Annotated in this window: 25 protein-coding genes; 9 read left to right on the top strand and 16 right to left on the bottom strand. The window is 72.5% G+C overall.

Annotation, left to right across the window (positions count from 1 at the left end; all coding sequences use genetic code 11):
• Positions 1 to 61 precede the first annotated feature (61 nt).
• The gene (locus OHA34_RS27180; protein WP_329519306.1) at positions 62 to 1,027 is read right to left on the bottom strand and encodes a neutral zinc metallopeptidase; all 966 of its coding nucleotides are present in this window, start codon (positions 1,025 to 1,027) and stop codon (positions 62 to 64) included.
• A 42-nt stretch (positions 1,028 to 1,069) separates the two neighbouring features.
• Here OHA34_RS27180 and OHA34_RS27175 point away from each other — a divergent pair, with 42 nt between their 5' ends.
• The 4 genes from OHA34_RS27175 to OHA34_RS27160 all read left to right on the top strand — a co-directional run bounded on the left by OHA34_RS27175 (position 1,070) and on the right by OHA34_RS27160 (position 5,602).
• On the top strand, positions 1,070 to 2,836 hold the full coding sequence (locus tag OHA34_RS27175) for a DUF2207 domain-containing protein (protein ID WP_329519305.1): 1,767 nt from the start codon (positions 1,070 to 1,072) through the stop codon (positions 2,834 to 2,836).
• A gap of 111 nt (positions 2,837 to 2,947) precedes the next feature.
• A complete protein-coding gene (locus tag OHA34_RS27170; RefSeq protein ID WP_285938741.1) occupies positions 2,948 to 3,652 on the top strand; it encodes a FadR/GntR family transcriptional regulator in 705 nt (234 codons plus the stop codon).
• On the top strand, positions 3,649 to 4,890 hold the full coding sequence (locus tag OHA34_RS27165) for a CynX/NimT family MFS transporter (RefSeq protein ID WP_285938742.1): 1,242 nt from the start codon (positions 3,649 to 3,651) through the stop codon (positions 4,888 to 4,890). The genes OHA34_RS27170 and OHA34_RS27165 overlap by 4 nt, the downstream gene beginning before the upstream one ends.
• Positions 4,891 to 5,086: 196 nt before the next feature.
• On the top strand, positions 5,087 to 5,602 hold the full coding sequence (locus tag OHA34_RS27160) for a hypothetical protein (protein ID WP_329519304.1): 516 nt from the start codon (positions 5,087 to 5,089) through the stop codon (positions 5,600 to 5,602).
• A gap of 70 nt (positions 5,603 to 5,672) precedes the next feature.
• On the opposite strand, the gene OHA34_RS27155 is transcribed toward OHA34_RS27160, so the two are convergent.
• Complete coding sequence (locus OHA34_RS27155) at positions 5,673 to 6,689, bottom strand: asparaginase (protein ID WP_329519303.1); 1,017 nt, start codon at positions 6,687 to 6,689, stop codon at positions 5,673 to 5,675.
• 72 nt (positions 6,690 to 6,761) lie between these two features.
• A complete protein-coding gene (locus OHA34_RS27150) occupies positions 6,762 to 7,589 on the bottom strand; it encodes a 3-keto-5-aminohexanoate cleavage protein (RefSeq protein ID WP_285938745.1) in 828 nt (275 codons plus the stop codon).
• A gap of 19 nt (positions 7,590 to 7,608) precedes the next feature.
• Between OHA34_RS27150 and dtd the strand changes: the two genes are divergently transcribed.
• Positions 7,609 to 8,034 (top strand): D-aminoacyl-tRNA deacylase, encoded by a 426-nt coding sequence (gene dtd / locus OHA34_RS27145; protein WP_285938746.1) that lies wholly within the window; start codon positions 7,609 to 7,611, stop codon positions 8,032 to 8,034.
• A gap of 37 nt (positions 8,035 to 8,071) precedes the next feature.
• Here dtd and OHA34_RS27140 read toward each other — a convergent pair whose 3' ends face one another.
• From OHA34_RS27140 to OHA34_RS27125, 4 genes are all read right to left on the bottom strand, one after another.
• The gene (locus tag OHA34_RS27140) at positions 8,072 to 8,641 is read right to left on the bottom strand and encodes a hypothetical protein (protein ID WP_285938747.1); all 570 of its coding nucleotides are present in this window, start codon (positions 8,639 to 8,641) and stop codon (positions 8,072 to 8,074) included.
• A 79-nt stretch (positions 8,642 to 8,720) separates the two neighbouring features.
• On the bottom strand, positions 8,721 to 9,719 hold the full coding sequence (gene ygfZ, locus OHA34_RS27135; protein WP_285938748.1) for a CAF17-like 4Fe-4S cluster assembly/insertion protein YgfZ: 999 nt from the start codon (positions 9,717 to 9,719) through the stop codon (positions 8,721 to 8,723).
• A 55-nt stretch (positions 9,720 to 9,774) separates the two neighbouring features.
• Positions 9,775 to 10,188 (bottom strand): Fur family transcriptional regulator, encoded by a 414-nt coding sequence (locus OHA34_RS27130; RefSeq protein ID WP_285938749.1) that lies wholly within the window; start codon positions 10,186 to 10,188, stop codon positions 9,775 to 9,777.
• 353 nt (positions 10,189 to 10,541) lie between these two features.
• Positions 10,542 to 11,027, bottom strand: coding sequence for an FABP family protein (locus OHA34_RS27125; RefSeq protein ID WP_285938750.1), 486 nt, complete (start codon positions 11,025 to 11,027; stop codon positions 10,542 to 10,544).
• Between the two features lie 231 nt (positions 11,028 to 11,258).
• Here OHA34_RS27125 and OHA34_RS27120 point away from each other — a divergent pair, with 231 nt between their 5' ends.
• Positions 11,259 to 11,621 carry a DsrE family protein gene (locus OHA34_RS27120; protein WP_285938751.1) on the top strand — a complete coding sequence of 121 codons (363 nt, stop codon included), beginning with the start codon at positions 11,259 to 11,261 and terminating at the stop codon, positions 11,619 to 11,621.
• Here the strand turns inward: OHA34_RS27120 and OHA34_RS27115 are convergent.
• Genes OHA34_RS27115 through OHA34_RS27100 form a run of 4 tightly spaced genes read right to left on the bottom strand, consistent with a single transcriptional unit; the run spans position 11,615 to position 17,722 of the window.
• Entirely contained in the window at positions 11,615 to 13,162 is a 1,548-nt protein-coding gene (locus OHA34_RS27115; RefSeq protein ID WP_329519302.1) for a DUF4407 domain-containing protein, read from the bottom strand. The genes OHA34_RS27120 and OHA34_RS27115 overlap by 7 nt on opposite strands.
• Complete coding sequence (locus OHA34_RS27110; protein WP_285938753.1) at positions 13,155 to 14,462, bottom strand: hypothetical protein; 1,308 nt, start codon at positions 14,460 to 14,462, stop codon at positions 13,155 to 13,157. The genes OHA34_RS27115 and OHA34_RS27110 overlap by 8 nt, the downstream gene beginning before the upstream one ends.
• Complete coding sequence (locus OHA34_RS27105; protein ID WP_329519301.1) at positions 14,459 to 16,894, bottom strand: hypothetical protein; 2,436 nt, start codon at positions 16,892 to 16,894, stop codon at positions 14,459 to 14,461. Before OHA34_RS27105 ends, OHA34_RS27110 begins: the two co-directional genes overlap by 4 nt.
• A gap of 6 nt (positions 16,895 to 16,900) precedes the next feature.
• On the bottom strand, positions 16,901 to 17,722 hold the full coding sequence (locus OHA34_RS27100) for a hypothetical protein (protein ID WP_329519300.1): 822 nt from the start codon (positions 17,720 to 17,722) through the stop codon (positions 16,901 to 16,903).
• Positions 17,723 to 17,926: 204 nt separating this feature from the next.
• On the opposite strand from OHA34_RS27100, the gene OHA34_RS27095 reads away from it, so the two are divergent.
• On the top strand, positions 17,927 to 18,397 hold the full coding sequence (locus tag OHA34_RS27095; protein WP_285938756.1) for a hypothetical protein: 471 nt from the start codon (positions 17,927 to 17,929) through the stop codon (positions 18,395 to 18,397).
• A 36-nt stretch (positions 18,398 to 18,433) separates the two neighbouring features.
• Here OHA34_RS27095 and OHA34_RS27090 read toward each other — a convergent pair whose 3' ends face one another.
• Complete coding sequence (locus OHA34_RS27090; RefSeq protein WP_285938757.1) at positions 18,434 to 19,177, bottom strand: Crp/Fnr family transcriptional regulator; 744 nt, start codon at positions 19,175 to 19,177, stop codon at positions 18,434 to 18,436.
• 215 nt (positions 19,178 to 19,392) lie between these two features.
• Here OHA34_RS27090 and OHA34_RS27085 point away from each other — a divergent pair, with 215 nt between their 5' ends.
• Entirely contained in the window at positions 19,393 to 20,409 is a 1,017-nt protein-coding gene (locus OHA34_RS27085) for a TerC family protein (protein WP_285938758.1), read from the top strand.
• Position 20,410: 1 nt separating this feature from the next.
• Here OHA34_RS27085 and OHA34_RS27080 read toward each other — a convergent pair whose 3' ends face one another.
• The 3 genes from OHA34_RS27080 to OHA34_RS27070 are packed head-to-tail and all read right to left on the bottom strand — an operon-like array spanning position 20,411 to position 22,765.
• Positions 20,411 to 21,823: a metallophosphoesterase family protein gene (locus OHA34_RS27080; protein WP_329519299.1), complete on the bottom strand. Its 1,413-nt coding sequence runs from the start codon at positions 21,821 to 21,823 to the stop codon at positions 20,411 to 20,413.
• A 47-nt stretch (positions 21,824 to 21,870) separates the two neighbouring features.
• On the bottom strand, positions 21,871 to 22,365 hold the full coding sequence (locus OHA34_RS27075; RefSeq protein ID WP_285938760.1) for a cupin domain-containing protein: 495 nt from the start codon (positions 22,363 to 22,365) through the stop codon (positions 21,871 to 21,873).
• A gap of 28 nt (positions 22,366 to 22,393) precedes the next feature.
• Complete coding sequence (locus OHA34_RS27070; RefSeq protein WP_285938761.1) at positions 22,394 to 22,765, bottom strand: DUF4267 domain-containing protein; 372 nt, start codon at positions 22,763 to 22,765, stop codon at positions 22,394 to 22,396.
• Positions 22,766 to 22,852: 87 nt separating this feature from the next.
• Between OHA34_RS27070 and OHA34_RS27065 the strand changes: the two genes are divergently transcribed.
• Positions 22,853 to 23,425 carry a TetR/AcrR family transcriptional regulator gene (locus tag OHA34_RS27065; RefSeq protein WP_285938762.1) on the top strand — a complete coding sequence of 191 codons (573 nt, stop codon included), beginning with the start codon at positions 22,853 to 22,855 and terminating at the stop codon, positions 23,423 to 23,425.
• Between the two features lie 145 nt (positions 23,426 to 23,570).
• On the opposite strand, the gene OHA34_RS27060 is transcribed toward OHA34_RS27065, so the two are convergent.
• Positions 23,571 to 24,110 carry a putative immunity protein gene (locus OHA34_RS27060; protein WP_329519298.1) on the bottom strand — a complete coding sequence of 180 codons (540 nt, stop codon included), beginning with the start codon at positions 24,108 to 24,110 and terminating at the stop codon, positions 23,571 to 23,573.
• Between the last annotated feature and the right edge of the window lie 319 nt (positions 24,111 to 24,429).

Below are 24,429 nucleotides of genomic sequence, written 5' to 3'. Positions count from 1 at the left end.
GGCCGCCGCATCGCCACGCTAGCCGCCGTCCGGGACCTGTGGACGGCCTCGGCGGACGGGGTCAGCGGACGGCTTCGGCGGGGACGGTCCAGGTGTTGCAGACCGCCAGTGCCCGTCCCTTGAAGCCCTTGACCACCCAGCCGGAGTAGCTGCGTCCGGACCCGTGGTCGCGCTGCTCCGGCGGCAGCCGCTCGTCGCCGCGGCCCCGGACGTCGGCGATCATCGCGGCGTACTGCGCGCGGGTCATCGGCAGCGTCGTCCGCTCGGCGCCGAGGAACGCGCCCGCGAAGCACTGCGCCTGGAGCTCGATGCGGCGGCTGCCCTCGGCGCGGGCCAGGGCGTCGGCGCGCTCCATCTCGGCGTGCGCGTACAGCAGGATCCCGGCGCGGTCCTGGACGTGGTGGCCGTACTCGTGCGCGATCACCCGCGCGAACACTGCGAAGTGCGACAGCGGCTCGCCGCCCGAGGTCTCCACGACGTGCCGCAATCCCACGTACATCGTGTTGTTGGCCGGGCAGTAGAACGCCGACGCCCCCGGGCTCGGGTACGAGCCGCAGGGGCTGCGCCCCGACCCCTCCCAGAAGACGCGCTTGGGCGGGGCGAACCTTGTCTGCGCCTTGCCGAACTGCCCCTGCCACGAGGCGTCCAGGCAGTCGCTCAGCGCGTCCATGAACCGCCGCATGGACGCCGAGCCGGGGGCGATCGCCGGAAGGTGGCACTTCACCGGGGTCAGCGCCCCGGTCTTGTACAGCTTGTTGTCGGTGGCGCTCGCCTTGCTGGGGACGCCCTTGGCGGCGTCGCCGCCCCGCGACCCGATCCGGCCCTCGCCGCCGAACGCCGCGAATCCGAGCACGATGAGCACGACCAGCGCGGCCACCCCGCCGAGCACCGCCGCCACCAGCCCGCCCGCGGTGCGGCGCGGCGGGCGCCGGGGCGGGACGTAGCCGTACCGCTGAGCGGACTCCTGACCAGGCAGGTCGTACGGCGGCGCGGGCGCCGGGGCCAGAGGGGGGTGTCGACCTGCCATAGCGAAGAATCATCGCATGCGATGCCGCTACCATTTGCGGCCATGTCTGGTCTTGCGGCGTTGTGTCGTCTGCGGCGGGCCGCCACGTCGGTGGCGATCGCCGCGGTCCTCCCCTTGGCCGCCCCCGCCGCGGCGTCCGCCGCGGCCTCCCCGGCGGCGCTCGCGGCCTCCGGGTCCGAGGAGCAGGTGCTCAAGGACGACGTCGCCATCAAGGTCGGCCCCGGCGGCGTCGCGCACGTGCGCGAGACGATCACGTACCGGTTCTCCGGGCAGGACGGCTTCAGCCGGACCTTCGTCACCAGGGAGCACCAGAGCGTCACCGAGGACCGCCTCTACAGGATCGACGGCGCCAGGGCGTCCAGCCCCGACGGCGGCCCCACCCGGGTGTCCACCTCCGAGTCGGGCACCCGCACCACGCTGAAGGTGACCGGCGCCGCCGAGCTGACCGGCAGCCGCACCGTCGTCCTGGACTACGAGCTGCGCGGCGCGATCACCCCGATGGGCGCGGCCGAGGAGCTGCGCTGGACGGCTGTCGGCGGCTGGAAGGTGCCGGTGACCGAGGCCCGCGCCGTCGTCGACGGCGGCGCGGTGATCCGCGACATCAACTGCTTCGCGGGACCGATCGACAGCACCATCGGCTGCACGCAGTACTACACCAACCACACCCGCACCCAGGGGATCTTCAGCCAGCAGCAGATGCTGCCCGGCGAGTACCTCACCGTCGTCGCCGGCCTGCCCGCCGGGACGACCAAGGGCGAGCCGATCTACGAGCGGCGGCACACCGTGGCGACCGCGTTCGCGGTGAACGCCGTCACCGGCGCGGCCCTGCTCGGCGTACTGGTGCTGCTGGCCGGCGGGCTCGTCGCGCTGTACCTGCTGCGCGGGCGCGATGCCCGGGTGGTCGGCCGGAAGGCCGTCGAGGGCGACCAGGCCCCGCTCGCCGGCACCGAGTTCGAGCCGCCGAACGGCGTGCGTCCCGGCCAGATCGGCACCCTCGTCGACGAGCAGGCCGACGTGATCGACGTGACGGCGAGCATCGTCGACCTGGCCGTCCGCGGCCACCTGCTGATCGAGGAGGAGGACCGCGCGGTCACCGGCCGGCTCGACTGGACGCTGCGCGGGCTGGACCGTCCGGCGGGCGACCTGCTGCCGTACGAGCGGATCCTGCTGGACGCCCTGCTCACCGCCCCGGACGGCAGCGCGCGCGGCGCGGTCAAGCTGTCGGAGCTCGGCGGGACGTTCTCCACCCGGCTCGCGCAGGTCCGGTCGGCGATGTACGCCGACGTCGTCCAGCAGGGCTGGTTCGCCCGCCGTCCCGACACGGTGCGCTCCCGGTGGACCGTCGCGGGGCTCGCGCTGACCGTGCTCGGCGTCGCCGGGACCGTCGCGCTCGCGCTGACCACCGAGTACGCCCTGGTCGGCCTCGCGGTGATCATCGCGGGCGCGGCGCTCGCGTACGGCGGCCAGTACATGCCGGCCAAGACCGCGCGCGGCGCGACGGTGCTCGCGCACACCATCGGCTTCCGGGCCTTCCTCGGGCGCGGCGCCCTGCCCGAGGACGCCTTCGGCGGGCTCGCCTCGCGGCAGCGCATCGCGCTGTTCTCCCGGTTCCTCCCGTACGCGGTGGTGTTCGGCCTGGTCGCCGAGTGGGCCGAGACCGTCAAGGACGCGGGCGAGCGGGCCGAGGGCGCCGACAACCTCTACTGGTACGAGGGCCCGGCCGAATGGGACCTGTCGAAGTTCGCCGAGTCGATGCGGACGTTCACGCTGGCCACGTCCGGCTCCATCTCCCAGTCCCGCGGTCTCTGACCCCGCGCCGGGCCGCCCGCCGGGCGGTCCGTTCCCGCCCCTGCCCCGCCCCCTGCTAGGGCACATCTCGGCCAATTGGTAAGATGTCTGACATCTTACCGAGGAGGTCGCGTGGCTTTGAGTCCCGTCCGGGGCGGCTCGACCGTCGACGCCGTGCTCGACCAGTTGCAGGCCGAGGTCAGCGGCGGCTCGTGGCGGGTGGGCGACCGGATCCCCGCCGAGCTCGACCTGGCGGCCCGGCTCGGGGTCAGCAGGCCGGCGGTCCGCGAGGCGATCCGGGCGCTGTCCCATGTCGGCGTGCTGGAGGTGCGCCGGGGCGACGGCACGTACGTGCTCAGCAGCGCCGACCCGCGTCCGCTGCTGCGGGACGTCGGCCGCGGGACACTGCGGGACGTCTTCGAGGTGCAGCTCGCCTACGACGTCCAGGCCGCGCGCCTCGCCGCGCGCCGCCGCACGGACGCCGACCTGGAGCGCCTCGAAGGGCTGCTCGCCGCCCGCGACGCGGCCCTGGAGGCCGACGCGTTCGGCGCGGCCGACGCCCGCTTCCACGTGGGCGTCGCCGAGGCCGGCCACAACCCGGTGCTGATCGAGGCGTGCCGCTACTTCCTGGACCACCTGCGCGACTCGATGCGCACGATCCGGCTCGACCACGAGGTCCCCGAGGCCGGTCCGGCGGCGCACCGCGCGGTGCTCGACGCGATCATCGCCCGGGACGGCGAGGCCGCGGCGCGCGCCGCGGCGGCCGTGGTCGAGCCGACGCTCGCGGCCCTCGAGGCCCTGGTCGGGCCGGGCGAGGCGGACGGGGAGGGGCGGTGAGCGCCCGCCGCACCGTGCTGGCCGGCCAGCTCGCGCTGATCGTCCTGGTCGCGCTCAACCTGCGGCCCGCGATCACCGCGGTCGGCCCGCTGCTCACCGAGATCCGCGGCGACTTCCACCTGTCCGGCACGGCGGCGGGCGCCCTCACCACGCTGCCGCTGCTGTTCTTCGGCTCGTACGGGCTGCTGGCGGCGTTCCTGCGGCGCGCGCCGCGGCCCGAGACGCTGCTGGTGATCGGGATGGCGCTGCTGGTCACCGGGCTGCTGCTGCGCCTGCTGGACGCCCCGTTCTTCCTGTTCGCCGGGTCGCTGGTCGCCGGCGTCGCGATCAGCATCGGCAACATCGCGATGCCGGCCCTCATCAAGCGGGACCATCCGGGCCACATCACGACGGTGACCGCGATCTACACGATCGCCGTCACGATCGGCGCGGCGGTCTCGTCCGGCATCGCGGTGCCGGTCGAGGACGCGCTGGACAGCTCGTGGCGGCTGCCGCTGTCGCTGCTGGTGATCCCCGCGGCGCTGGCGGGCGTGGCGGCGCTGCCCCGGGCCGTGCGGAGCTCCCGCTCGGCGAAGGCCGCTCCGGCCGGGGCGCCGGGCCGCGACTCCCGGCACGTGGCCGCGCTGGTCTGGAGGTCCGGGCTGGCGTGGCAGATCACCCTCTTCATGGGCATCCAGTCGCTGCTGGCGTACGTGGTGATCGGGTGGTTGCCGACGATCTGCCAGGACCGCGGGCTCAGCGAGGCGGCGTCGGGGTACGCGCTGGCCTCGGTCAGCCTGCTCCAGGCGCTCGGCTCGCTGGCGGTGCCGGTCTTCGGCCGCTGGATGCGCGACCAGCGCCCGCTGGTGATCGCGACGGTGCTGCTGTGCCTGGCCGGTTTCGCCGGGGTCGCCTGGGCGCCGATCGGGTCGGTGTGGGTGTGGACCGTCGTGCTCGGCATCGGGCAGGGCATCGGATTCGCCACGGCGCTGTCGTTCCTCGGACTCCGCGCGCACGACGCCCAGGTCGCGGCGCATCTCTCCGGGATGGCCCAGGGCGTCGGCTACGCGCTCGCGGCGGTCGGCCCACTCGTCCTCGGCGCACTGCGCGACGCCACCGGCGGATGGACCGTTCCGGTGACCGTGGTGCTGGTGATCGCCGTTCTGCTCGGCGTCCCCGGCCTGGCGGCGGGCCGCGACCGGACGCTCGGCGCCCCCGGTCCGGCGGCCGAACCGGCCCCCGAGACGGTCGCGAACTGACATTCCCCGCCCGCGTTCCCCCATGGCGCCGCCAACACCGCGGGGGGACGTTCATGTCGCGGTCAATCCGCCATAACGCCCGATACCCGATTCGCCATGAATGGCGACATGAGTCGCTGGTGTCGTCGTTCGCGGTGTTCCAGGGGTTCGTATATTGGACTTGTCACCAGCGGATTCCGATTCGGGAGGTGGGGACATGGCGGCGACGATCCTGGCCGACGCCTCGATGCTCGGCCACAACCTGCCCTACTGGCTCGGGCCCGCGATCATCACGATCTCCATGGTGGTCTGGCTGGGGCTGACGCTCTCGGCCGCCATCCGCAAGATCCATCCTGAGCGCCGGCACGACCAGTCGCCGCACCGCGGCCCGATCGAGGGCGGCCTGTACCAATACAGGCCCGGCATGTATTCGCACAGTTATCCGCCGCATTTCTTCGACCCGGCCAACAAGGCCATGGCCGAGAGGGCACACGCCGAGACCGCCGTCCTCAGGAGGACGGCGACCGGGAAGACGGTCGCGGGCAGATTGGCGCTCACGAAGACGCCCGCCACGGACGCGCCCACGCCCAAGGCCGGCGTCCCGCACCCGGGCTTCCCGAAGCTGGGGACCCCGAACACGGGCACCCCGAACGAGACCTCCGCGAACCGGGATGCACAAGACGCGCCCCCGTCGAGAGCGGACGCACCGGACAGCAGGCGCCGTCGCGACTGACCCGTCGCGACCGACCCGCCTGCCGCCTGCCGCCGCCCGGCTCCCGCCTGCCGTTCGGCGCCTCACTCCCTCAGCGGTCGAACACCCCTGGGGCCGGACGGATGGCACCGACCGTCGCGTCACCGCCGTGCAGCTCGACGGCCGACAGCTCGTCCAGGACGGCGGTGTCCACGCCGGGCGCCCCGGCCACGCCGAGGGCCCGCAGCAGCGCGACAGTGACCGGGGTGCGGGCCCGCATCGCCCCGTCGTCGATCTTGACGGCGCCCGCGCGGCCGTCGGCGAGCGCGAACGCGTCCACGCCCTCCGCGCCGCACTTGACCAGCAGCCCGGGGACCGCGTCCATCAGCCGCCGCTCCTCGCGGCGGGTGCCCGAGGTCCACTGCGGATGGGTCCGCATCGCGTCGGCGACGCGGCGCTCGGGCGTGCCGGGCGCGGCCAGCACCAGCGCCCGAAAGGCCCGCGCGACGCCCGTCGTGGAGATCGCGAACAGCGGGGCGCCGCAGCCGTCGACGCCCACCGCGAGGGGCTGCTCACCGGACAGGTCCGCCACGACCGCGCGGACGGCGGCCTGGAGCGGATGGTCGGCGTCCAGGTAGGAGCCCGTCGGCCAGCCCGCCGCGACGCAGGCGGCGAGCATGGCCGCGTGCTTGCCCGAGCAGTTCATCCGCAGCCGGGACCGGCCGCCGCCGTTGCGGGCCACCTCCAGGTAGGCGTCCGGGTCCAGCGGCCACTGCGCCGGGCAGCGCAGCGCGTCCGCGCCCAGCCCGGCGCCGGCGAGGATCTTCTCGACGCCCTCCACGTGGAAGTCCTCGCCCGAGTGGCTGCCCGCGGCGAGCGCCAGCTCCGCGCCGTCCAAGTCCAGGCCGGACCTGAGCATCGCGACGGCCTGCATCGGCTTGTTGGCCGACCTCGGGAAGATCGCCTCCTCCGGCGTCCCCACCCGCACCACCGTCGAGCCGTCGGCGGCGAGCCCGGCGGCGGCGCCCCGGTGCCATGACTCCACGAAACCGGAGCGCTCCACCTCCACCAGCACCGGATTGATCTCCACCACGGCCTCCCGGTTCCCCGCTCCGATGATCACTCTCACCGGAAAGGTACCCAACCCGGGCGCATCCGCCCCCGCCCCGTTCCTTCGGGGCTCCGAGGCCGGGCGGCCGGGTCAGCGCGGGCGGACGCCGAGAAGCGCGCGGGCCTCGGCGGCGGACATCGGCGGACGCTGGGCCAGCTCCGCCGCGGCCGACGCCCGTTCGACGAGCTCGACGTTGGCGGTCACCGGCCGCCCCTTGGACAGCGTCAGCGTGTCCTCCATCCCGACCCGCAGGTGCCCGCCCGCCGACAGCGCCGCGAACATGACCGGCAGCGCCGTGCGGCCGACGCCCGTCGCCGACCACGTCGCCCCCTCCGGCAGCGCCGCGACCGCCGCGACCAGCGACCGCGCGTCCCCCGGCATCCCGCCCGGCACCCCCATCACCAGGTCGCAGTGCACGTGCCCGCCGTACGGGAGGCCGTACTTGTCGAGCAGCCGGTGCAGCGCCGTCACCTGCCCGAGGTCGAACAGCTCGAACTCCGGCACGATCTCCATCTCCTGGGTGCGCCGGTACAGCTCCACCATGAACGGCCACGGGTTCATGAACACCTCGTCGCCGAAGTTGACCGTGCCGCAGGTCAGCGAGCAGCCGTCCGGCGCCGCCTCCAGCACCCGCAGCCGGTCCTCGTACGGATCGGTGACCGCCCCTCCCGTCGACAGCTGGACGATCAGCCCGGTGCCGGACCGCAGCGCCTGCACCGTGTCGCGCAGCAGGAACAGGTCGAGCGTGGGCTTGGCGTCGTCGTCGCGGACGTGCACGTGGATGACGGCCGCCCCGGCCGCCTCGCACTCCTTGGCCGTCTGGACCAGTTCATCAAGGGTGACGGGCAGGGCCGGAACATCCGCCTTCGCGGACTCCGCACCGGTGGGCGCCACCGTGATGAGCGTCGTTGCTCCCATAGGCGGCAGAATGCATGGCATGAGGGCCGTAGTCCAGAGGGCGAGCCAGGCGAGCGTGACCGTTGACGATCTCATCGTCGGGGAGATCGAGGGTCCGGGCCTCCTGGTCCTGGTCGGGGTGACGCACGACGACACCCCGCAGCAGGCCCGGAGGCTGGCCGCCAAGCTGTGGGGGCTGCGCGTCCTGGAGGGCGAGCGGTCCTGCTCCGACCTGAACGCCCCGCTGCTGGTCGTCAGCCAGTTCACCCTGTACGGGGACGCGCGCAAGGGCCGCCGGCCCACCTGGACCGCCGCCGCGCCCGGCCCGGTCGCCGAGCCGCTGGTCAACGCGGTCGTCACCGAGCTGCGCGCGCTCGGCGCCAAGGTCGAGACGGGGGTCTTCGGCGCCGACATGAAGGTCGCCCTGGTCAACGACGGTCCGATCACCGTCATCCTGGACCTCTGACCGGCGGGGCGGCGGGGCGGCCGGGGAGCGGTGATCCTCAGCGGGCGAGGCCGTAGACCATCCCGATGATCGTGACCACGGTCCCGGCGGCGGCCAGCAGGATCATCACGCGGTCGGCCTGGGCGAGCCGTCCGCGGACCTCCGGGGAGAACACCACCACACCCGTCTCACGCTCACGGCCGCCACCGCCGGCGGCACCGCCCTCTCGGACGCCGCCGCGCGGAGGGTTCTGCGCCTCAGGCCCGGAGCGGCCGAGCCGCTTGCGGGCGACGCCCTGGAGGCCGAACAGCCGCCACAGCCCGTCGCCCTTCATCAGCTGATGCCGGGGCGTGCACGCGAACAGCCGTCCCCGGACGGGCTCGCGGCAGGAGAACCCCTGCCGCGTCGTCACCCGGCAGATCGTCGGCACCAGCAGGAACTCGTACAGGCACCAGAACAGCAGCACGATCAGCGCCAGCCGCCAGGAGTGCAGCAGCCACGCCGCCACGGCGACCGCCGCGAGCACGCCCCACCACACCAGTGCGGACTCCCTGCGCCGGCGGCGGCGCCGGCCCGTCGCGCTCTTCTTCGCGAGCGGCGGTTCCCTGTCCCCCAGGTTCGCGACCATCGGTAAGGAACCCACCTCCCCGGACGGCGGCCGACGGGAATCGTCCACGCCAGACGAGTTTGCCCGGACGGTAGGGGTTTTACGCCCGTTTTGCGGCTTGACGGCCGAGATTGATGTTGGCGTTGCGGCCCGTCTCCGGCGACACCACGACCTCCTGCGCCGCCGCGACCCCGCCGGCCAGCAGCTCGGCGTCGACCGGGACGTTCCGCTTGACCAGGGCCAGCGCGACCGGGCCGAGCTCGTGGTGCCGGGCCGCCGACCCGACGAACCCGACCGTCCGGCCGCCGGGGATCTCCACCGGGTCGCCGTGCGCGGGCAGGCGGTCGACGCTGCCGTCCAGGTGCAGGAAGACCAGGCGGCGCGGCGGGCGGCCCAGGTTGTGCACGCGGGCGACGGTCTCCTGCCCCCGGTAGCAGCCCTTGGCCAGGTGCACCGCGGTGTCGGTCCAGCCCGTCTCGTGCGGGATCGTCCGGTGGTCGGTGTCGAACCCGAGCCGGGGCCGGTGCGCGGCGATCCGCAGCGCCTCGTACGCCCAGAGCCCGGCCGGGCGGACGTCGCCGGACGCGGGCACCGCGGCCAGCGCCGACCGGTCGATGATCTGCGCGGTGCCCGCAACGTCGGGCAGGGCCAGCACGCCCGGCGCCGGCTCCAGGCCGGACGTCACCACGGCGTACCGGTCGCTCACGTCGGCGACCTCCACGCGCAGCATGAACCGCATCCGGTCGAGGAAGTCGGTCAGCGCCGGGGCGGTGCCGGGCTCGACATGCGCCCAGACCGCCTCGCCGTCGTCGATCATCTGGAGATGGTGCTCGATGTGCCCGTTCGCGCTGAGCAGCAGCGCCTCGGTCGCCTCGAACGGCTTGAGCCCGCTCAGATGCTGGCTGAGGAGGCTGTGCAGCCAGCTCAGCCGGTCGGGGCCCGAGACGCGCACGACGCCGCGGTTGCTCCGGTCGACGAACGCGGTGCCCGCTTCAAGAGCGCGCTGTTCTTGGGACGGCTCGCCGTAGTGCGCGGCGACCTCCTGGTCGGGCGCGTCGGCTGCGACGGCCCCGGGCAACTGCAACAACGGGCTCTCCATGAACCCAGACTATGTCGCCCCCGCGGGCCCCTGGAGCCGCCGGAGCGGCCGAAGATCACGGATGGCAGTTCTTGCAGAGCCCGTAGACGGTGAGGTGGTGCACGTCGGTCTGGAACCCGAAGTCGGCCGCCAGCCGCTCGGCCAGCCCGGCCGCCGCCCTGGGGTCGACGTCGTTGACCGTGCCGCAGTCGCGGCACACCAGATGGATGTGCTCGGCCTCGGCCGCCAGGTGGTAGTTGGGCGGACCGTGCCCGAGATGGGCGTGCTTGACCAGCCCGAGCTCCTCAAGGAGCTCCAGCGTGCGGTACACGGTGGAGATGTTGACGCCGCGGGCGGTGCGCTGCACCTCGGTGCAGATCTCCTCGGGGGTCCCGTGCTCGAGGTCGGTCACCGCTTCGAGCACCAACTGACGCTGCGGGGTGACCCGGTACCCCTTGGCCCGCAGTTCCTCCTGCCACGACTCGACCATGTCCAGAGTCTATGTGCCGGAGGTCACGGGATGGGTTCACCGCAAATTCGTTTGCCTCGCTCAGGAGGGCTCGCATAGCGTGCTGGTACGCGCGAAAGGAGGTGGTCCAGGAAATGATTTATTCTGGGACTCGCGAGGTGGCTGTCCGCTAGTCGCCGTTTCGCCTCGGAGCCGCCGCCCCCGGGCGGTGGCCGCCGGTCGCAACGGTGACCGGCGAATACCAGGCAGTTACCCGATCCCCGGACCGATGGGCCAGTCCCGTCCGTCTCCCGCCACCCGGTGGGAAGGTCCGGGGATCGTTCCATGTCCGGACCCTCCCGAGCCGTCCGTGCCGGGGGCGGGACGGGGCGGGGTCAGCCGACGCGCTTGAGCTGCGCCGACAGGTGCGACTGGAGCTTCTGCCCCATCGCGGCCATGTCGTAGGCCCAGCCCAGGTCCTCCCCGATCAGCCCGTACAGCCGGGTGCCGCCGGTGACCTCCTTGGCGGACTCGGTCCGCGCGACCACGTCGGTCTGGAGCTCGACCCGGTTGAAGGCCGCGTTCCCCTGGTAGATCTCGGTGATCCCGGTCGGGTGCGCCAGCATCACCTCGACCTGGTGGTCGGGCCGGGGCCGCCAGTATCCGCTCTCGGTCGCCAGCGGACGGCCGAGCGAGCCGTCCTCCTCCAGCATCCAGGTGCGGCTAGCGTAGATCAGGAACGGCTTCCCGATGTGAGTGAACGACATCTCCTGGCCGAAGCGGAAGTCCTCGATGGTGGGATAGCCGCCGACGCCGGCGCCCTCCCAGGCTCCGAGGAGGAACTTCAGGGGCTCAAGGTCCGGGTGCAGCTCAGGCTCCATGGGCAACGAGCGTAGCGCCTATCTCAGCCTGCCCAGCCGCACGATCAGCAGGATCGCCGCGACCACCACCAGCCCGAGCGCCAGGACCAGGACTCCCGCGTTCACCATGCCGCTCACGACACGCGATGCTACGCCCGGCCGCCGTCCCGCCGGCGCCGACGCGCCCGCGCCGCCCCCCGCGGTGCCGCGCCGCACCCGACGGGCCCGCCGGCCGCGGCTAGAGTTCCCGGTATGGCGAGATCTCTGGTGATCAAGGCGACGGCGGGCGCGGACGGCGCGGAGCGGTGCAACCAGGCGTTCACGGTCGCGGCGGCGGGCGTGGCGAGCGGCGTGCCGGTGTCCCTCTGGCTGACCGGCGAGTCCGCCTGGTACGCGCTGCCCGGCAAGGCCGAGGAGCTGGAGCTCCCGCACGCCACCCCCCTGGACGACCTGCTCGGCGTGGTCCTCGCGGGCGGCCGGGTGACGGTCTGCACCCAGTGCGCGGCGCGCCGCGGCATCGAGCCGGACGACGTGATCCCCGGCGTGCGGATCGCGGGCGCCCCGACGTTCGTCGAGGAGGCCACCGAGGAAGGCGCCCAGGCCCTGGTCTACTGATCCGGGCGGTCGCCGGAGCCGGCCGGCCGAACCGGCACGAACCCGTTCACCCGGTCCCCGAGGATCACCCCGGGTCCCGGCGAGACGGTGGACCCGGCAGGGCCGTCCGGGGCCGGGCGGCCGGACTCGGCGGTCCTGGCGGGCTCGGTGGCGCCGTCCGGCTCGGTGGCCTCGCGGCGCCGGCGCTTGGCCAGTTCGTCGATGCGCCGGTTCAGCTCCTCGTCCTCGGCGGTCGCGGTGGCCTCGTCCACCCGGTCCAGGTCCTGGAGCTCGTTGCGGGTCCGCTGCTGCACCTTCTTCAGGCCGACGTGCTTCTTGCGCGCCTCCCGGGCCTTGAGCAGGTCGAGTTCCGCGTCGTGCAGCTCGCGGTCGACGGCCAGGCGGGACGACACCAGCCGGTCGTAGGTCGTGGTGCCGCCCATCAGCTTGGTGAGGATCGGCAGCAGCTCCAGGGCCACCAGGAGCAGCCGCACCAGCCACTGCGCGGCGCCGACCACCAGGTTCTTCCCCGAGAGCCGGTCGAGGCCGTCGATCTCCTCCAGGACGCCGATCCGGCCGGTGATGGCGGGCTTGGCGGCGACCCTCGCCCGGATCTGGCGGGTGATCTCGGCGCCGTACTCGTCGATCGCCTGCCCCGACGCCTGGCTGAGCCGGTCGACCTCCTGGTTCAAGGCGCTGAGCTGGCGCTGCTGCTCGTCGATCCGGCTGTCGGTGCGGAAGCGGTCGGCCTCCCTGCGGTTCTGGCGGCAGCTCGGCCCCACGCCGAACCGGCCGCTGAGCCCGCTGCCCCGTCCGCCGTTGCACTCCCTCCGCGCGATGTCCTCCTTCTTGACGAGCTGCGCCGAGAGGTCCTTGACGCGCGCTTGCAGGGCGTCCCGGTTCCCGACGGTCTTCTGGAGCTTCTCCCGGTCGCCCTCCGGGGAGTTGACGATCGTGAGGCGGTACTCCCGGCACTTCTTCGCGTCGACCTTCGAGCCGTCCTTCGGGTTGCACGCCTGGAGCCGGCTCTCGTACGTCAGCAGCTCCGCGGCCCGCGCGTCCCGGACCTCGCGGTGGATCTCCGACTCGAAGATCCGCAGCAGCAGCGGCTCGGCGATGACGCAGCCGACCAGGATCGCGAGCAGCGCGCGGGGCAGGTAGATCCCCAGCTTGGACGCGTGGAGCGCGCCGTGCGTGCTGGAGACCAGCCAGGCGTCGAAGCTGAAGATCACCCAGCCCCAGAAGGCGGCGACCGGGACCAGCAGGATCCACGGGGCTCCGAGCGCCTTGGTCAGGAACAGCAGCATCGACAGCGCGGCGAGGCAGCCGGTGTTCAGGACGATCGCGCCGAGCCTGCTGTAGCGGGCCCGCTCCTCGGGGACCCAGTCGAGGATCTCCTCCCGCACGCCGATCCGCCGCCTCAGCCACCGTCCCAGGTCCCGCACGGGCGGCACCGGCCGGAACGGCACGGCCGGAGGAGGCTGCAAGACCGGCGGCGGAGGCTCCGGGGTGAGCGGGGGCTCCGGGGTGAGCGGCAGCTCCGGCGGGGGCTCGTTAGTCACCGTCTTCTTCCCTCACGTCGTCGGCGAATTCCGCGGACGCGGCCCGGGGCAGCTCGGCGACCTCCTCAGGCGCCTGGGCGGCCGTGACCGTCGTCGGGACGGGGCCGCCGGAGACGCCGTACCGCCCGTTCCCCGCCGACTCATCCACGAGGCGTCCGATGAGCCGCTCCACGTCGACGTGGATCTCGTCGAGATGCCCGTGCCGCGCGACCTCCTTCAGGACGTCGAGCCGGACGCCCAGCGCGTAGCGGCGGTCGGCCTGGTCGAGTTCCTCGGCGCGGCGGACGTCCTCGCGCGCCTCCTGCCGCAGCGTCTCCTGTTCGGCCTGCTCGCGCTCCTTGGCCGCCTCGAGCTCGCCCTGGAGCTCACGGGTCGTCAGTTCGCCCTTGGAGTGCGCGAACAGCGCGGCCTTGAGCGGGTCGGTGCCGATGGACGCGTACACCTCGGCGGTCTCCTCCTGCGCGAACGCGCGCGCCTGCCGGGCGAGGCCCTGCTCGCTGAGCTGCCGCTGCCGGTCCAGCGCCTGCTCGAGTTCCTGCCGCTGCCGCTCGTACAGCAGGCGCTGCTGCTCGAAGCGCATCTGCTGCTCCTCGGTCAGCCGCTGGTAGTCGGCCCGCATCTGGTCGAGGGCCTGGTCGTTCTCGGTGCGCACCCGGTCGCGCTCGGTCTCGTGGGCCGCCCGGGTCAGCTCCACGGTGTGGCCGTGCTGATGGCCGCGGAGCGTCCGGTGCAGCTCGACCAGCTCGCCCGGGGTGAGCACCTCGACGCTCGCCATCGCGATGGTCATGCCCGGGATGTTGGGCGGCTTGAGCTCGGTGTAGGCCTCGATCTGCGCCTTCACGTCCCGGCGGACGGTGTTGATCGCGGTCAGCGGGTGGTCGAGCCCGAGCTCGAAGATGCGGTGGTGGCTGCGCAGGTAGCCGAGCAGCGCGATGGTGGCCTCGTGCCCGTCCCGCACCACCGTCTCGGCGTCCTGGACCGTGCACAGGAACTGGACCTGGACGGTGAACTCGCCCGCCTCGGCCGACGGGATCGCCAGCTCGACCATGACGGGCGTGTTCCGCGTCATGTCGACCAGGCTGACGTGGGACGCGTTGACGACCTGCTCGTCCCTCAGCCCGCGGTAGCCGTTGTCCAGGACGAACCGTCCGTCGACGCGGAAGACGAGCACCTGGTGCGCGTCCACCCGCGGCAGGTCGCCGTCCGCCCGGCCGCGCCCGCCGAACCCGAACGGGCCCCGTTTGGGCGCCTCCGCCAGGACGCGCTGTTCGATGATCGGGTACGAGCTGCTGACTTTCACGCCGGCTCTCCTGATTCGGTCTGGTCGGTGCGGGGCTCGGCCCGGTCAAGGGCCGCGAGCAGCACCTCGGTGAGTACCTTCGAGCGCGTCCGGCGGTTCCGCGCGCTGAGCGCGATGTGGCCGAGGTCCTTGCGCAGCAGCTCCCGCTCGTGCGGCGGGAGGCGCTCGGCGAGCGCGCCGCCGAGCGCCCTGACCACCGCGATGTCCGATGCCGGGCCGGCCGGCGCGTCGTCCGAGGCCGGGCCGTCCGATGCCGGTCTCTGGAACGTGCCGTCCGGCGCCGTTCCCCCGGGCGTTCCGTTCGAGTGGCGGGCCCGGCGTTCGAGCGCGCCCAGCACCTCCCACAGGGCCAGCAGCGCGTCGTGGCGGCAGGGCCGGTGCCGCAGCGCGGCGGCCCAGACCGCGGCGGCGGCGGGCAGCCGGTCGGGACGCTCGGCGAGGAAGATCGCGATGCTGGGCACACCGGTCTGCGGCGCCCGCACCGACAGCACCTGGACGGCCGCCGCGAGGGCGAGCTTGTACCTGCGGCGGTCCGCGCCGGTCGGGGCGAGGCCGCGCACCTTGGCGTCCAGCAGCAGCAGCACCTTCCCCGCGCCCTCCCCGTGCGAGGCGAGGGTGGCGAACAGCTGCGCCATGGCGGCCGTCGCCTCCGGGCTGAGGTCGGTGTCCTGGACGATCAGCTGCCACAGGCGGCGCAGCGCCTCGTCGGGGTACCGCACGCCGAGCTGCCCGGAGAACGCGAGGGCTCCGGCCCGGCGCTGCCGAGGCGTCCCGTAGCCGACCCAACTGGTCGCCGCGCCGAGCGCGACCGGCGCGAGGGTCTCGTCCAGGCACATGAACCAGAGCGTCAGCACCGCCGTCTCCTGGTGCAGGGGCAGCCGCCCGCCGTCCGCCCAGCGCGCGAGGTAGCCCGTCTCCACCTCGTCGAAGGACTCGAAGGAGAGCAGGGCCAGCCCCTTCGCGACCACGACGTGCGTGCCGGGATCGCCGGCGACCTCGTCCAGCCACTCGCCGGCCGCGTCCCAGAAGGCGCCGTCGAACCGGTCCCACAGCTCGGCGAGGACGAACCGGTGCTGGACGGGGTTCTTGAACGCCAGGAACCGGCGCGGCGTCCCGCCGCCGCTGTGGCGCTGGACCTTCAGCAGGCCGCCGGGGGTGATCCGCCCGCTCCGCCGCTGCGGCAGGGCGTCCGCCGCGGGCTGGAACGGCTCGGCGGCCGGTGCGGGCTCGACGGCCGTCCCCGTGGCGGCGCCCGCCTGGACGGGCGCGGACCCGGGCGCGGAGCCGGCGGGGTGGGGCGGCGGCACGGGGACGTGGCCTTCGAGGACGCGCTCGAACCCCGCGGCGTACGCCTCGAACTCCCGCTCCCCGACGCCCAGTACGAACGCCAGCACGGTGATCTCCACGACCTCCCTGCGGGTGGGCTCCCCGTCGAACCACGCGGCGACCTGGCGGCGCGCGGCGACCCTGAACGCCTCCCCGGCCATGGCCTCGACGGCGCCGTCGCCGACGCCGCCCGCGCTGCCGGCCACCGCCAGAACATCTTTGGCGAACCGGACGAGGTCGGTCATCGTCCAGACCTCGGGGACGGCCTCGACGGCCTGGACGAGGACGGCCTCGTCCACGGACGCACCGAGCCGGGCGCGCAGGACCCGCTCGGGATGAGGCGGCTCCCAGCGGACGGTCCGCACCGCGCCCGCCCCCGTCCCGGCGTCGCGCACGGCGGTGGTCGTCACCACCAGGTAGGCCCCCGCCTCGCGGACCTGCCCGGACACCCGCTGCCAGTCGAAGGCCGCGACCCGCGCCTGCCGGCCGCCGCCGCCCTGGCCGCGCGGGCCCGGCTCGAAGTGGTCGAGCACCACGTACCCGGCGCCCCGGTTGTAGGTGCGGGAGGCGAGCGTCTCCAGCGTCGCGGTCGGGGACAGCGCCCACAGCCCCTCGCCCGTCGAGTCCCGGAGGAGGGAGATCGCCGCCGCCCGCTTGCCGGTCCCCTCGGGGCCCGCGAGGACGACGACCCCCTCGGACCGGAGGGCGTGCAGAGCCTCGTCGTAGCAGGCCGGGGCCACGTAGTGGTCCAGCGCCTCGGCGATCTCGGGGACGCTCACGCTCCCGGTGACCGGACGCTGCGCGGCGGCCATCGCGAGTCCCCTGGCCGCGCCGTCGCCCTCCCCGAGGCCGGCTCCGAACGTGGAGCCGTTGGCGATGACCTCGGAGAAGAAGGCGTTGATGACGGCGATGCCGGGACGTTCCGAGGTGTCCTGACCGTTCTGCTTGTCCTGCTTGTTCTCCGAGCGCGGCTTGTCCGTGTGCGCCGGATCTTCGGCATCGGTCTCGGCTTGGGATTCGGCGTTGGGGGCTGCTTCGGCGGCGGGCTCGCGTGGCGCCTGCGCCGCCTCCTGCGGATCTGCGTCTTCGGAGTCACGCTCCTGCATGGGCGCTCACCGGAAGCTGTTTCCGAAGGTGGCGCCATGCGCATGCACGGTCCCGTGGAACTGGTTCTGCACACCCGGTGCCGGAGAGGGCACCCGTCCGCTACCGGCGCCGCCCTCGCTACCAGCGCCACCCTCGCCCGCGGTGTCGCCCCCGGTATCGCGTCCGTTTTGTGCTCCGCCATCGTCCTGGACGTCCAGTCCAAGGTCGTGTGCGTGAACGTCGGCGCCCGGAACCCGGATCCACGCGGATTCCACGAACTCCTTGTTACGGACCGGCACCTTGCGGAAGTCGGCCGCCGCCAGGGACGTATGGCGCTGCACCACCGTCTCGTCGTAGACGCGGCCGGACAGCACCACCGCCAGTGGGCCGCCGGTCGCGGCGAGCGCCGCCCTTAGAGGGCGGCTATCGACCAGTCGGCTCACCGCGACGATGCCCTGCCCGGAGAACCCGTTGGACGCGGGCATGGCGACCCCGAAATGGACGGCCATCCGCAGCCGCAGCCACGCCTCGTCCGTGCGGTCGTGGTTATGCCGCGTCAGCGCCGCGTGCAGTTCGCGGACGAAGTCGTCCACGACGCGCGGCTCGCTCTCCCCTTCGGGGAGCACGGCGAGCTCGCCGTCCCCGGCGCCCTGCCTGATCCAGCCGGCTCTGGAGAGACGCGCCCCCGCGGCCGCCTCGTCCAGCACCTTGAGAAGGCCGTCCTGAATGGCGACCTGCCGCTGGTCGTCGCCGCGGCCGTAGCTCTTCGCGTCGACCGAGACGAGGAGCCGCCGGCCGAAACCCTCACCGTGCTCCAAGATGATCCGCCCTTTCGCCGGTACCGGCACGATCAGAAGAAGGATTCAGTCTCCGCCCGGCCCGCCGCACGGATACCGCATCAATACGGCGTTCCGCCAAGCGTTCGGATCGGGGGGTGTGATCCTCGCATCGCCGCCTTCCCGCATTCGTGCGGCTTCCCGAAAGTCCGGCGGCGGTTGGATCGGAACCGGCGGCCTCCGGCGGAACCGGCGGCCCCGGGCGAAAGGGAATCCATGGACGACGGTGAACGCGACCTGACCGTGACGCTGGCCCTGCTGAACTCCTTCCAGAACCATGTCCAGCACGCCGACACCAAGGTCAGCACCCTGCTCGCCGTGCACGCCGGCACCGCGCTGGCGGTCGTGGCCGCGCAGGACGGCCCGCTCGACCAGGCGGGACCGGCGTGGTCGGTCCTGCTGGCGGTGTTCGTGCTCGCCCTCGCGGTGTCCGGATACCACCTGCTCCAGGCGCTGCGCCCCCGGCTGCACGGGCCGCGGCGGTACAGCCGGTTCGCCATCGCCTGCCTCACCGGCGACGCGGAGCCGCCCGCGTCCGCCGACCCGGCGTCCGAGCGCGCGGAGGCGTGGGCCATGATCCGGCTGCTCGCCGACCTGGCCCGGGCCAAGCACGCGAAGGTGGCCCGGGCCGTCCCCTGGACCGCGGCGATGCTGGTCGCCGGCCTGGGCACGATCATCGTCCGCTGACCGCCCGTCCTCCCGTCCTGGCCGGGAGGACGGGTGTCAGGAATCGGCGGACGGGTGCCGCGGGGGCAGTTCGGCGAACGCGCGCAGCCGGTCGGGCGTCAGGATCGTGACGGCCCGGTACTTGGACAGCACGTACCCCTCGTCGCGGAACCTGCGCATGGCCTGGCCGACGGCGTCCTCCCCCGCGCCGATCAGCTTGCCGAGCTCGGGCTGGGACAGCCGCACCCCGAGCTCGCGCCCCTCGGCGACGTCGCGGCCGTGCCGGTCGGCGAGCTCCACGATGATCCGGGCCAGCCGGATCGGGACGTCGTACCCCACGAACTCCAGCCGCCGCCGATTGGCCCAGTCGAGCCGGTCGGCCATCATCGCGGCGATCGCCTGCCACGCCTCCGGATGGCGATTGAGGAACGCCAGGAACATCTCCCGCGGAAGCGGATGCGCGAGAATTGGCGTGCAGGTCACCACGGTGGCATTGCGCGGAGTCGCCCGGATCGCGGCGACCTCCCCGATCACGTCGCCGCCGACCCTGATTCCGAGCATGCTCTCGCTGCCGTTCTCCAGCGTCGCGATCACTTTCACGCAGGCGGACGACGCCGGGCCGGTCGAGCGCAGCAGGAACGCCTGCATGCCCGGTTCGCCCTGGCGGACGAGGGTGGTCCCGGCCGGATAGCGCACCGGCGGGACCAGCTCCAGAAGGTCCTTGCGCGGCTTGTCGCCGAGGCTGGCGAAGAAGGTTCCCGAAGACCAGTAGGACGTTCTCTCAGATGCAGGGCCGGCCACGGCTAGACCTCCGTACGACCTCATTTCGCCGGATTCAAACACTAGCGGAGGCGGCCCCTCCGGGGGTTGCCGCGTAATGTCACCGACACGTTTCCGTTGCCCGGACATGATGCTTTCGAAAAGTGCGCGGCGGCCCGTCCCCGACCCCGGTTGATCTTCTATGGAACGGACATGACCAGGACCGACGTCCCGTTCCGGAGAGGGGGCCACCCGGCATGGTCGAGATACCCGTGTGGGCCTGGCCCGCGACGGTCGGCCTGATCCTCGTGCTGTTCGCGTTCGACCTGGTGACCGCGGTGCGGCGCCCGCACGCCGTCGGGATCCGCGAGGCCGCGTTCTGGTCGGTCTTCTACATCGTGGTGGCCCTGCTGTTCGGGCTCGCGGTGCTGTGGCTGATCGGCTCGGAGCCCGGGACGGAGTACTTCGCCGGATGGGTGGTCGAGAAGAGCCTGTCGATCGACAACCTGTTCGTCTTCGTCATCATCATGTCCCGGTTCGAGGTGCCTCGGGAGTACCAGCAGAAGACGCTGCTGTTCGGGATCGCGGCGGCGCTCCTGCTGCGCACGGTCTTCATCGCGGTCGGCGCGGCGGCGATCAACGCGTTCTCCTTCACCTTCCTGTTCTTCGGGCTGGCGCTGCTGTGGACGGCGGTGCAGCTCGTGCGGCACCGCAACGAGCAGCCCGACGTCGAGGACACCTGGCTCGTCCGTCGCGCGCGCAGGATCCTCCCGATGAGCACCGGCTTCCACGGTGGGCGGATGCTCGCGCACGAGGACGGCCGGCGCGTGATGACACCGTTGCTGCTGGTGTTCATCGCCATCGGCAGCACCGACCTGCTCTTCGCGCTCGACTCCATCCCGGCGGTGTTCGGCGTGACCAGCGAGCCGTTCATCGTGTTCTCCGCCAACGCCTTCGCGCTGCTGGGGCTGCGCGCGCTGTTCTTCCTCATCGAGGGCCTGCTGGAACGCCTGGTCTACCTGTCGATCGGGCTCTCCGTCATCCTGGCGTTCATCGGGGTCAAGCTGATCCTGCTGTTCCTGCACAAGGACGTCAGCGCCTCGATCCCCGAGATACCCACGCCGCTGTCACTCCTCGTGATCCTGCTCATCCTGGCCGCCACCACCGTCGCCAGCCTGCTTCGCGTGCGGGCCCACCCGGACGAGCGCGCCCAGGCCGGTTCCCTGCGGAAGTCGCGCCGGGAACGTCCGGAACAGGAAGAGCAGAAGCGGTGAGCTACCCGCCTACGCCCGACAGGTCCCGGACGACCACACTGTTACGGTCGGCCACCCGGTTCCCCAGTGAGAGCTGCGGCCAGAGTCCCGAGAGCTCCTGCCTACTGCGTTCACTCCACTCCCGGGCCGGATCGCTGCGCGTCTTGTAGAAGTTCAGCGCGTACCCGCCCGAGTAGAGGCGCAGCAGCGTGAACCCGCCCGGATACTCCTTGACCGCGCCGACCTCCTGCTGGACGACCCGGGGCGCCGCCGGGAACACCGAACGCTGATTCCGGTGCGTGTGCCCCGCGTGGTGCAGGAACACCCCTGGTGTCCCCCGGTACGCCCCCAGAATCGACAGAGACTGGCCCGCGTCCAGCGACTGCCCACCCGTGACGGCCAGCGGCGCGTTCTCCACGAACAGCGGATGGTGGCCGAACACGACCGTCGGCCGGTCGCGGTCGGCTTTCAGCTCGGCGTCGAACCAGGCGAGCTGCTCCCGCGACAGCCCGCCCGCGTCGCCCCCGTTCCCCGGCTTGTCGTAGGTGTCGAGCCCGATCACGCGCAGTCCGTCCAGGTCGTGCGAGAAGTAGCTGGGCCTGCCGTCGAAGAACGCGTCGCCGAAGCAGTCCCGCCCCTGCCACCGTCCCGGGCTGCACGAGCCGCCCTCGTGCGCCCTGTCGTGGTTGCCGCGCGCCACCAGGTAGTCCTCGCCGTACGTCCCGAACCCGTCGAGCAGGGCCTTGGCGCGTCCCAGATCGTCCACCCCCGCCTCGGCCGCCACGTCGCCCGCCGCGAGCAGCCGGGACGCGCCGCGCCGCCTGGCGTCCGCGACCAGCGCCTCGGCCATGAGCTCCGGGTAGGGCGGATGCCCGGGAACCTGCTCGATCCCCTTGATCCATGGCAGTTGCCCTACGAGTCCCGCCACCGTCTCGCCCAAGTGCAGGTCGTTGCAGAGCGCGACCGAGAACAGGAACCGTCCGGGCGGCGGCTGCGGTGTGGTGAACGCGAACACGCCGTCCCCTAGAGGCGTCCCCGCCGACTGTCCCGCCGCCAGCGCCGTGGCACTGGCGGGCCGCCCCCGCGAGCAAGCCTGGTAGTAGTACGTGCGCCCCGGCTCGAGTCCGGTCAGCTCCGCGTAGTGGTAGGGCGTGCTGTCCCCGTACGCCCGCTGGTCGAGCCGTCCGGGACGCGTCCCGTAGCGGACCTCGCCGTCAGCCGGTACGGGCTTCATCCGTCCCAGCCCGTCATCGGTACCGGCGGCCCCGGTGTACCAGGTGAGGATCGCACTGGTCTCGGTCAGCGTGACCAGCTCCAGATTCACCGGCCGCACCGCCTCGTCCGCGTGCGCGCGATCGGGGAGGACCAGCGCCGCCCCCGCGACCACCGCGCTCCAGCGCATCAGCTCCCGGCGGCTGGGCCCGCAACAGATCATGCGCGCAGCGTCCCAGCGGCCGGAGCACTCTGCCAGGCCCAAAGACGTCAGGGCCTGGCGTCGTCCCAAGCGGTGCTGCTGCGGAAGTAGGTGTCATAGAGCTCCTGGACTTCCAGCAGGCTCTCCGGCGGCACCTTCCCGTAGGCGATGCGCTCCAGGTGGCGGAAGTACTCGAACCGCTCCACACCGGGGGTGATGACGATGAGGAGATCGGCGTCCTCACCCGGGGCGGCGGCGAAGGCGTGCGCGAGGCCGGGCGGAACGATGACCAGGTCACCTTGCTCGGCGGTGACGACCTGCTCACCTGACAGCAACTGCGCCATGCCGTCCAGCACGTAGAAGAGCTCCGCCGAATTGGAGTGGTGGTGCGGCTTGGCGCCGTCGGCGCCGTTCACGAGGCTGACCCGCTGGGTGGAGAGCGCGCCCCCGGTCGAACTGCTGTCGGCCAGCAGCCGGATGGTGGTCGGCGCCCGGCCGATCACCTCGGCCTCGGCGGAACGGACGATCACGGACTCGTCGAAATCCGGTGCGATCAAAGACATCTGCGTGGCTCCTTGCTGGTTCGGATTCTCAGACGGCGAAGAGGAGGGCGGCGCTGATGAGCAGCGCCACGGCGGTGGCGAAGTGGATGCCGAAGGCAACGGCCTTGGTGCCCCCGTGGCGCAGGACGATGACGGTGTCGCCAAGCGGGAGGAGGGCGACGACCAGCATGAACCATGCCTCGGCCTGGGCGTCCGCGAAGGCCAGCAGCACCAGGCCGAGGAGGCCGAAGGTCGCGTCGCGCAGGCCCTTGATCGTCAGGTAGGCCGCGTCCCCGTCTTCCTTGGCCGGAACACCGTATCCGGCGGCGGCGGCACGCGGCACCGCAAAGAACCGCAGGCCGATGAAGACGCAGAAGAGGTTGAGCACGATGGCCAGGCCGTAGGCGATGGGGGTGAGCATGGTGTCTCCAGGTGCTAGCGGTGCTAGGAACGAGATCGACACTAACATGCCAACGACAGGAGCGCTAGCGATGCTAGATTCGATGCCATGTCGATTCAGGAGCGCCGGGAGCGCGAGCGGGCGGAACGGGAAAGATCGATCGTCACGGCCGCGATGGAGCTGGCCGAGGCCGAGGGCTGGGACGCGGTGACCACGCGGCGCCTCGCCGCGCGGATCGAGTACAGCCAGCCGGTGCTCTACAGCCACTTCAAGGGCAAGGGCGCCATCATGGCCGCGGTCGCGGTCGAGGGTTGTGCCGACCTCGCCGCCGACCTGCGCGCGGCCCGCACCGCGGCGACCGGCCCGGACCAGACCCTGGCCGGAATCGGCGCCGCCTATGCCACCTTCGCCGCACAGCGCCCCGCCCTGTACGACGCGATGTTCACCCACATCGTCGATCTGCCGTGGGCCACGCCCGAAGCGCCGGCCGCCCTGCACGAGGCGTTCGACGAGCTTCGTCAGGCCATACGCCCGCACACCGGAGACGACGACCTGGAGGTACTGACCGAGACCTTCTGGAGTGGCCTGCACGGGCTCGTCACCCTGATGCACAACGGCAGACTCCGCCAGGAGGATCACGAACGCCGCCTAGCGCTCCTGGTCAGGCGCTTCTCAAGCTGAGCACGGCTTCCCCGGAGCGGTGTCCAGACGGCACCGCCACCGGGTGGCTCTCGGCGGGCCCGGACGTCCGCATCTCCGCCGACCGGCATACGAGGACGCGGGCCCGCACCCGAGTCCTACCAGCACATCAGCGCACCGCCGGGAATCACCGGAGTGCCGCGTCCAGCTGACGGATGAGTTCCCCGACCCGCCCACCGCCAGGCGGGGCGGCCGGGTAGCGCCTCAGGACGTCCACCACGCCAGGATGCGCGAGGACCCGCGACTGCGCGATGTGGTCGGCTCCAACGGTGGAATCGTCGCCGGCGGAGAGTTCGAACGCCCGTGCGGCATGAGCGGCCGATCCGAGGATGTGCTTGACCTGCGTAGCTTTGGCCAAGGGGTGGAGGAACGCCGCGCCGCACGCGCTGGCGGCAGCACGTGCGGCGTCGCTCGCCGCAGCCTGCCCTGCATCGCGGGTCTCCTGAGCCGCCCGGTGTGCCGCCCAGGCACAGTCACGTAGCACCTTGGTCCGCTCGGCTCCGTCCGCGAACGCCTGCGCCGCGTCGATCGCGGCTCGTGGACGCCGGTCGTCGGGACGTTCACGTTCGAAAACCGCCAATGCAGGCCGCGCGCACGCCACCGCATAGCCGGTGACCTCGCGGAGTTCGGACCGGCTGAGCTCGATCGTCGTGGAGTCATCCGCCATAGCGTCATCCTTGTCCATAGGGGCGAAGTCGCTTCAACGCTATCGTTGAACCTTCGGTGTAGACTTTGGCGCCGTTTCCAAGGGTTTATAAGGACGTACCTTCAACACGACCCAACGGTGGCGCGCGAGCACGGCCGGTCCGCGCAGGCGGCGCCCAAGGCGGGATCCTGCCGCCGGCCGAGCGCCCGCCGCGCGGCCACCCCGTCTACAGCTCGCGATCAACGACCGGGGTTATCCACAGAACGCGATTCTGTAGTGACATCAAGTGAGGCCCCGGCATGCTGGGAACCGCAGACCTCCCCAAGAAAGGCGGCCTCCC

This window comes from Spirillospora sp. NBC_01491 (assembly GCF_036227065.1).
Lineage (GTDB): Bacteria > Actinomycetota > Actinomycetes > Streptosporangiales > Streptosporangiaceae > Spirillospora > Spirillospora xylanilytica.
This window is presented reverse-complemented; position numbering and strand designations above follow the sequence as displayed.

Excerpts from the sequence above, each read along its gene's own strand:
- OHA34_RS27180 (WP_329519306.1), bottom strand. The coding sequence starts at position 1,027 with ATGGCAGGTCGACACCCCCCTCTGGCCCCGGCGCCCGCGCCGCCGTAC.
- OHA34_RS27175 (WP_329519305.1), top strand. The coding sequence starts at position 1,070 with ATGTCTGGTCTTGCGGCGTTGTGTCGTCTGCGGCGGGCCGCCACGTCG.
- OHA34_RS27160 (WP_329519304.1), top strand. The coding sequence starts at position 5,087 with ATGGCGGCGACGATCCTGGCCGACGCCTCGATGCTCGGCCACAACCTG.
- OHA34_RS27150 (WP_285938745.1), bottom strand. The coding sequence starts at position 7,589 with ATGGGAGCAACGACGCTCATCACGGTGGCGCCCACCGGTGCGGAGTCC.
- dtd (WP_285938746.1), top strand. The coding sequence starts at position 7,609 with ATGAGGGCCGTAGTCCAGAGGGCGAGCCAGGCGAGCGTGACCGTTGAC.
- OHA34_RS27140 (WP_285938747.1), bottom strand. The coding sequence starts at position 8,641 with ATGGTCGCGAACCTGGGGGACAGGGAACCGCCGCTCGCGAAGAAGAGC.
- ygfZ (WP_285938748.1), bottom strand. The coding sequence starts at position 9,719 with ATGGAGAGCCCGTTGTTGCAGTTGCCCGGGGCCGTCGCAGCCGACGCG.
- OHA34_RS27130 (WP_285938749.1), bottom strand. The coding sequence starts at position 10,188 with ATGGTCGAGTCGTGGCAGGAGGAACTGCGGGCCAAGGGGTACCGGGTC.
- OHA34_RS27125 (WP_285938750.1), bottom strand. The coding sequence starts at position 11,027 with ATGGAGCCTGAGCTGCACCCGGACCTTGAGCCCCTGAAGTTCCTCCTC.
- OHA34_RS27120 (WP_285938751.1), top strand. The coding sequence starts at position 11,259 with ATGGCGAGATCTCTGGTGATCAAGGCGACGGCGGGCGCGGACGGCGCG.
- OHA34_RS27105 (WP_329519301.1), bottom strand. The coding sequence starts at position 16,894 with ATGCAGGAGCGTGACTCCGAAGACGCAGATCCGCAGGAGGCGGCGCAG.
- OHA34_RS27095 (WP_285938756.1), top strand. The coding sequence starts at position 17,927 with ATGGACGACGGTGAACGCGACCTGACCGTGACGCTGGCCCTGCTGAAC.
- OHA34_RS27085 (WP_285938758.1), top strand. The coding sequence starts at position 19,393 with ATGGTCGAGATACCCGTGTGGGCCTGGCCCGCGACGGTCGGCCTGATC.
- OHA34_RS27080 (WP_329519299.1), bottom strand. The coding sequence starts at position 21,823 with ATGATCTGTTGCGGGCCCAGCCGCCGGGAGCTGATGCGCTGGAGCGCG.
- OHA34_RS27075 (WP_285938760.1), bottom strand. The coding sequence starts at position 22,365 with ATGTCTTTGATCGCACCGGATTTCGACGAGTCCGTGATCGTCCGTTCC.
- OHA34_RS27070 (WP_285938761.1), bottom strand. The coding sequence starts at position 22,765 with ATGCTCACCCCCATCGCCTACGGCCTGGCCATCGTGCTCAACCTCTTC.
- OHA34_RS27065 (WP_285938762.1), top strand. The coding sequence starts at position 22,853 with ATGTCGATTCAGGAGCGCCGGGAGCGCGAGCGGGCGGAACGGGAAAGA.
- OHA34_RS27060 (WP_329519298.1), bottom strand. The coding sequence starts at position 24,110 with ATGGCGGATGACTCCACGACGATCGAGCTCAGCCGGTCCGAACTCCGC.